Source organism: Streptomyces griseorubiginosus, from assembly GCF_017614965.1.
In the GTDB taxonomy this organism is placed as follows: domain Bacteria; phylum Actinomycetota; class Actinomycetes; order Streptomycetales; family Streptomycetaceae; genus Streptomyces; species Streptomyces griseorubiginosus_B.
Map to the genome: position 1 here is coordinate 1 of NZ_WVUG01000427.1, position 6,052 is coordinate 6,052.

Genomic DNA, 6,052 nt, shown 5'->3' on the forward strand with positions numbered 1-6,052 from the left:
GCCCCCACACCCCGAGCCCCAGCATCAGCAGCGCCGCGATCTTGGTGATGAGTGCCAGCGGCACCCGCCTCATCAGCGCCTTTCCGCCGACGATGCCCAGCCCGGCCACCGCCCACAGCGCCAGTACCGCGCCCAGACCGACCGACAGCGGGTCGTCGTACCGGGCCGCGAGGTTCGCCGTCATGATCTGCGTCAGATCACCGAACTCGGCGACGAGGATGAGCATGAAGCCGGCGCCGGCGACCTTCCAGAAGGACTGGTCCCCGGGCCGACGGATCTCCTCCTCGTCCTCACCCTTCTGCAACAGCAGCATCGCGGCGCCGGCCAGGAACAGCAGGCCCGTCAGCGCGTGCACCAGCCGTTGCGGCAGCAGGGTGAGCACACTGCCGGCGGCCACGGCCAGCACGACATGCAGCGCGAAGGCGGCGGCGACGCCCGCGAAGACGTACGAGGCGCGATAGCGCGTGCCGAGCACGAGCCCGGCCAGCGCGGTCTTGTCCGGCAGCTCGGCGAGGAAGACGACGCCGAAGACGAGCGCCGTGACGGTGATGCTGATCAAGAGGTCCTCAATCGGTCGGGCCGCCCCACCGAGAGTGATCACGTCTTCGGGAAGACACCTCGGCACGGCAGCACACTGGTCACCCGCGCCATGGGCACGGGTATGCACTGCTTGCCGAAGGTCTCGCTGGCGAGGTCATGGGACCCGCCTCCGGGCGCCGGCTCAGACGAGCTGAGCAGTATGTCGACGGTCCGGCGAAGAGCTACTCCCCTTCTGCGCCGTCCATGGTACGCGACACCCGGCCGGGAGAAAGTTCGACCGTGAACCTTGTCGTGTCATGTACGCGTCACTAACTTCTTACCGAACGCTCACCCGTCCGCAACACGGCGCGACGAGCATTCCCCCGCTCGCCCTTCAACGCCCCCGCCCGACAAGGGAGTTCGCATGCCGAAGTTCTACGCGCGTCGACGGCTCAGCATACTCGCGACTCTTACCGGTCTCATAGCCTCCGTTGCCCTCTTCGACGGCCCGGCCGCCTCCGCCGCCCTGCCCACCCCGGTCAGCGCCGCCACCGCCCGCAGCTACCTCTCCTCGCTCACCGTGGCCACGGAGAACCGCACCGGCTACAGCCGCGACCTGTTCCCGACCTGGATCACCATCTCCGGCACGTGCAACACCCGCGAGTACGTCATCAAGCGGGACGGCAGCAATGTCGTCACCAACTCCGCCTGCACCGCCACCAGCGGCTCCTGGTACTCGCAGTACGACGGGGTCACCACCACCGACCCGAGCACCTTCGACATCGACCACGTCGTGCCGCTCGCCGAGGCCTGGGACTCCGGCGCCTCGGAGTGGACCACCGCCCAGCGCCAGGCCTTCGCCAACGACGTCACCCGCCCGCAGCTCATCGCGGTCTCCGCCAGCTCCAACCGCTCCAAGGGCGACGACGACCCGGCCGAGTGGGTGCCCACCCGTTCCGCGTACGTCTGCACCTACGTCCGCGCCTGGGTCCAGGTGAAGTACTACTACGACCTCTCCGTCGACTCGACCGAGAAGTCCGCCCTGCAGAGCTACCTCGCCGGTTGCTGATCGTTACGCACGGAGCCTCGCCTGCCCCCTCCGTCGTTCCGTACCGTACGGGACGACGGAGGAGCGTGATCTCGTGGCTGAGCTGCGTCTGGGGCCGTTGCTGAGGTACATCGGCGGCTCGAGTGCGACCGTGTGGGTCGAGGCCGGCCGACCGTGCACCGCCGAGGTGCGGTGTGCCGACGGCGCCTCCGGTACGGCCCGCACCTTCCAGATCTGCGGACACCACTACGCCCTCGTCCCGGTCACCGGACTCACCCCGGGGGCCGCGACGGCGTACGAGGTCTTCCTGGACGGCGCGCGCGTGTGGCCGGCGCCCGACTCCCGTTTCCCGCCCTCCGTCATCCGCGTCCCCGCCGACGACGAGGGCGTCCGCGTCTCCTTCGGCTCCTGCCGCTGGGCCGCCCCGGCCGCCGGCGGCGACGACCCCGTCGGCCCGGACGCCCTGGACGCGCTCGCCCAGCGCATCGCGGCCGACCCGGACGGCGAACGCCCGGACGTGCTGCTGCTGTTGGGCGACCAGGTGTACGCCGACGAGGTCTCCGACGCCACCCGCCGCTGGCTCGCCGCCCGCCGCGACCTGAGCGAGCCGCCGGGCAGCGAGGTCGCGGACTACGAGGAGTACACCCGCCTCTACTACGAGTCCTGGCTCGACCCCGAGGTGCGCTGGCTGCTGTCCACCGTGCCGACCTGCATGATCTTCGACGACCACGACGTCATCGACGACTGGAACACCTCCGCCGCCTGGCTCGACGACATGCGCGCGACCCCGTGGTGGCGGGAGCGGCTGCTGAGCGGGCTGATGTCGTACTGGGTGCACCAGCACCTGGGCAACGTGTCCCCGGACGAGCTGGCGGCCGACCCGGTGTACGCGGCCGTACGCGAACTGCCCGACGGGACCGACGAGTTGCGCGCGCACGCCTGCCGGGCCGACGCCGACGCGGCCGCGGTGCGCTGGAGTTACCGGCGTGACTTCGGCCGGGTGCGGCTGCTGATGGTCGACTCGCGGGCGGCCCGCGTCCTGGAGGAGGAGAAGCGGGCCATGCTCGACCCGGGCGAGGCCGAGTGGCTGCGCGAGCAGGTGCTGGACGCGCGGGAGGCGTACGACCACCTCCTCATCGGCACCTCGCTGCCCTGGCTGCTGCCGCACCTGGTGCACGACGCCGAGGCCTGGAACGCGGCCCTGTGCCGGGGCGACCGCGGGGCGCGCTGGGCGCGGTTCGGGGAGGATCTGCGGCGGAAGGCGGATCTGGAGCACTGGGCCGCCTTCCCGGAATCGTTCGCCGCGCTGGCGGAGCTGATCGCCGAGGTCGGCTCGGGGGCCGACGCACCGGCGACGGTGCTGGTGCTGTCCGGCGACGTCCATCACGCGTACGTGGCCGAGCCGACGTGGGTCACCGGCGCCGGGCCGGACGCGCGCGTGCTGCAGCTGACCTGCTCACCGGTGCACAACGCCATTCCGCGGGCGATGCGGTTCGGCTTCCGCTTCGGGTGGAGCGCGGTGGCCCGCGCACTGGGACGGCGGTTCGCCCGGCACGGCAGGTGCGCGCCGACGCCGGTCAAGTGGCGCAAGAAGGGCGGGCCCTGGTTCGGCAACCAGCTCATGTACCTCGCGCTGCACGGCCGTTCGGCACGGCTGCGGCTGGAGCAGGCACGGGTGGACGGCGAGCTCACGCTGGTGGAGGAGTCCGTCCTCAGCGAGTGACCGGCGCGGACCGGACTCCGGTCGCCGTCTGATCTGGTGGGACCGCAGGTGAACGTCCTGTGCCGATCGCACGTGCCCCCCGTGGAACTCCTGTCACAGCGCGGGCGTACGCTGTATGGCTGTTGATGGCCGCCCCTGCCGCTCCCCCGCGACGCTGCGGCTCGGTACGGGCCACCGGGGGAGTTCACGGGGAGTCGTGGTGCTGGAGAGTCTGGGCTCGCTGACCGGCAGCCCTTGGATCTACGTCATGGTGGCGCTGTCGGTGCTGCTCGACGTGTTCCTGCCCGTCCTGCCCAGCGGTGTGCTGGTGATCACGGCCGCGACGGCGGCGGCCGCGGGCTCGGCGACCGGCACGGTGCCGCACCGGGTCCCGGACATCATCGCCCTCACCGTGTGCGCGGCCTGCGCGTCCGTCCTCGGCGACCTGGTCGCCTACCGCCTCGCCTGGCGCGGCGGCGAACGCCTCGACCGCGCCATCGCCCGCTCCCGCCGGCTCTCCGGCGCGCAGGAACGTCTCGGCGCGGCCCTGGCCCGGGGCGGCGGCGCCCTGGTCATCCTCGCCCGCTTCGCCCCGGCCGGCCGCTCGGTCGTCTCCCTCGGCGCCGGCGCCGCCCACCGCCGGGCCCGCGACTTCCTGCCCTGGTCGGCGCTGGCGGGCCTGGCCTGGGCGGTCTACAGCGTGGCGCTGGGGTACTACGGCGGCCAGTGGCTGGGGACGACATGGCTGGCGACCGGGGTGTCGGTGCTGGCGCTGTTCGGGGCGGGGGCCGGGGCGGCGTACCTGGTGCGCCGCCCGGCGAAGGCGTCGTAGCGACGGCGGGCCCGCTCAGCTTCTTGGCGGCTCGACTTCTCGACCTCTCAGCCGCTCAGCCGCTCCACCTCTCGGCCGGGAGGCCGCTCGACCTCTCGGCCGCTAGGCCGACGCTTTCTGCCCGCGCACCTCGAGGCCGTCCAGCAGTTCCGTCGTGGCCTGCGCGATCACCTCGACGGCGTGGTCGAACACCTCCCGGTTGTGCGCGGCGGGCGCCCGGAACCCGGACACCTTCCGCACGAACTGCAGGGCCGCGGCCCTGATCTCCTCCTCGGTCGCCTCCTCGGGCAACACGGGCGGACGAAGTGTCTTGATGCTCCGGCACATGCGACCAGTCTCACGCATGGGCCACGGCCCTGCCAGGTCCTTCGGCGACCCCGGCCGGTCAGGGAGACTCGTGCAGGTCCGCCCGCCAGTCGTTCGACTTGATCGGGTGGCCCTTCGGGTACTCCAGGTCGACCGGGCCGAGCAGGGTGAACCCGGCTCGCCTGCACACGGAGTTCGACGGGGCGTTGTCCACCTTCGGGAAGGCGTGCAGATAGCGGTGCTCACCGGCCTCCCGGGCGGCGGCGATGACGGCCCGGGCCGCCGCGACGGCCAGCCCGCGTCCCTGGAACTCGGGCAGCACGCCCCACCCCGTCTCCCACACCACGCCTTCCCGCCACTCCCGCTCCCAGAACCCGACGGACCCGACCGTCTCCCCGTCCTCGGTCGACACGACCCGGTACATCTGCCCGTCCCCGACCGCGAGGTAGCGGCGGTGGCGCGCGGCGACCTTCTCCTCGCTCTCCGGCCCGCCCAAGTGCTCGGTCATCTCAGGACTGTTGAGCCTGCGCAACAACCACAGGTCCCCTTCCCCCCACGGCTCCAGCCGCACCTGCCGCTCCCCACCCGTGATCTCCATGCCGCCACCATAGGACCCGGGTCTGACAGTCCCCCCGGTCTAGACACTCGGCCGGTCCGGTTCGGTGCCGGTGAGGTCGCGGCCGGCGTCCCACAGACGGGCCGCGACCGTCGTGTCGGTGAGGTGGGTCCAGAGCGGTTCCTCGCGGGGCGTGCCGCGCAGGCCGAAGTGGCGGGGGCCCCACAGCTGTCCGCCGCGCACGGTGGGGTCGAGGACCGCCCGGACGGCCGGCCAGGCCCCGGCGTCCTTGCCCTGGACGAGGAGGGCGGCGGGGGCCGCGCGCAGACGTGCGGCGGCGGTCACCGCGGGCAGCGGTGGGCGGGCGGGGGTGAGGGCGTCCAGGGCACCGCCGGGGTGGACCACCACGCTGGTCACCGTGCTGCCGTGGGCACGCAGGCGGCGGTCGAGTTCCAGGCCGAAGTACATCTGCGCCAGTTTGGAGCGTCCGTAGGTGCGCTTGGGCCGATAGTCCCGGCGGGACTGCAGGTCGGCGAGGTCCAGCCGTTCCGACTTCGCGGCGAAACTGCCCACGGTGACGACACGGGCCGCCGGCGCGGCCGCCAGCAGCGGCATCAGGTGGGCGGTGAGCGCGAAGTGGCCGAGGTGGTTGGTGCCGAACATCAGCTCATGACCGTCCCCCGTCTCACGGCGCGGGGGGTCGTCGAGCGCGACCCCGGCGTTGAGGACGACCGCGTCGAGCCGTTCCGCCTCCAGCGCCCCCGCCGCCGTACGCAGCGACGCCTGGTCGGCGAGGTCCAGTCGCAGGGCCCGCACCCGCGCGCCGGGCACCCGGGACCTGATCGACTCCAGGGCGGTCTCGGCCTTCGCCGGGTCCCTGCTGCCCAGCACGACGGTGGCCCCGGAGGCGGACAGCTGCTCGGCGGTGAAGTAACCGATCCCCGCGTTGCCGCCGGTGACCAGGAACACCCTGCCCTCGGCACGCGGTGGCCGGTGGACGTCCCAGGAGGACGGACGGGAGGACGTGAACGACATGAGGCGGGCTCCCTTGCCACGATTGCTACGGACGTGTGCCACCCACCCTCCCGA

The 6,052-nt window shown here is 72.5% G+C and carries 7 protein-coding genes; 3 read left to right on the forward strand and 4 right to left on the reverse strand.

The window, feature by feature from the left end; genetic code table 11:
* The coding region (locus GRC12_RS40915) for a TMEM165/GDT1 family protein (RefSeq protein ID WP_208785520.1) at nt 1-559 on the reverse strand (559 nt) is incomplete at its 3' end.
* Between the two features lie 384 nt (nt 560-943).
* On the opposite strand from GRC12_RS40915, the gene GRC12_RS40920 reads away from it, so the two are divergent.
* The 3 genes from GRC12_RS40920 to GRC12_RS40930 all read left to right on the forward strand — a co-directional run bounded on the left by GRC12_RS40920 (nt 944) and on the right by GRC12_RS40930 (nt 4,101).
* Nucleotides 944-1,588, forward strand: coding sequence for an HNH endonuclease family protein (locus tag GRC12_RS40920; protein ID WP_208785521.1), 645 nt, complete (start codon nt 944-946; stop codon nt 1,586-1,588).
* 73 nt (nt 1,589-1,661) lie between these two features.
* Nucleotides 1,662-3,290 carry an alkaline phosphatase D family protein gene (locus GRC12_RS40925; RefSeq protein WP_208785522.1) on the forward strand — a complete coding sequence of 543 codons (1,629 nt, stop codon included), beginning with the start codon at nt 1,662-1,664 and terminating at the stop codon, nt 3,288-3,290.
* Nucleotides 3,291-3,489: 199 nt separating this feature from the next.
* Complete coding sequence (locus GRC12_RS40930) at nt 3,490-4,101, forward strand: DedA family protein (RefSeq protein ID WP_208785523.1); 612 nt, start codon at nt 3,490-3,492, stop codon at nt 4,099-4,101.
* Nucleotides 4,102-4,203: 102 nt separating this feature from the next.
* Here GRC12_RS40930 and GRC12_RS40935 read toward each other — a convergent pair whose 3' ends face one another.
* From GRC12_RS40935 to GRC12_RS40945, 3 genes are read right to left on the reverse strand one after another with little or no spacing between them, the layout of a single operon-like run.
* A complete protein-coding gene (locus GRC12_RS40935) occupies nt 4,204-4,428 on the reverse strand; it encodes a DUF2277 domain-containing protein (RefSeq protein WP_208785524.1) in 225 nt (74 codons plus the stop codon).
* A gap of 58 nt (nt 4,429-4,486) precedes the next feature.
* Nucleotides 4,487-5,005, reverse strand: a complete 519-nt coding sequence (locus tag GRC12_RS40940; RefSeq protein ID WP_208785525.1) for a GNAT family N-acetyltransferase — start codon at nt 5,003-5,005, stop codon at nt 4,487-4,489.
* 39 nt (nt 5,006-5,044) lie between these two features.
* Nucleotides 5,045-5,998 carry an SDR family NAD(P)-dependent oxidoreductase gene (locus GRC12_RS40945; protein ID WP_208785526.1) on the reverse strand — a complete coding sequence of 318 codons (954 nt, stop codon included), beginning with the start codon at nt 5,996-5,998 and terminating at the stop codon, nt 5,045-5,047.
* Nucleotides 5,999-6,052: the final 54 nt, after the last annotated feature.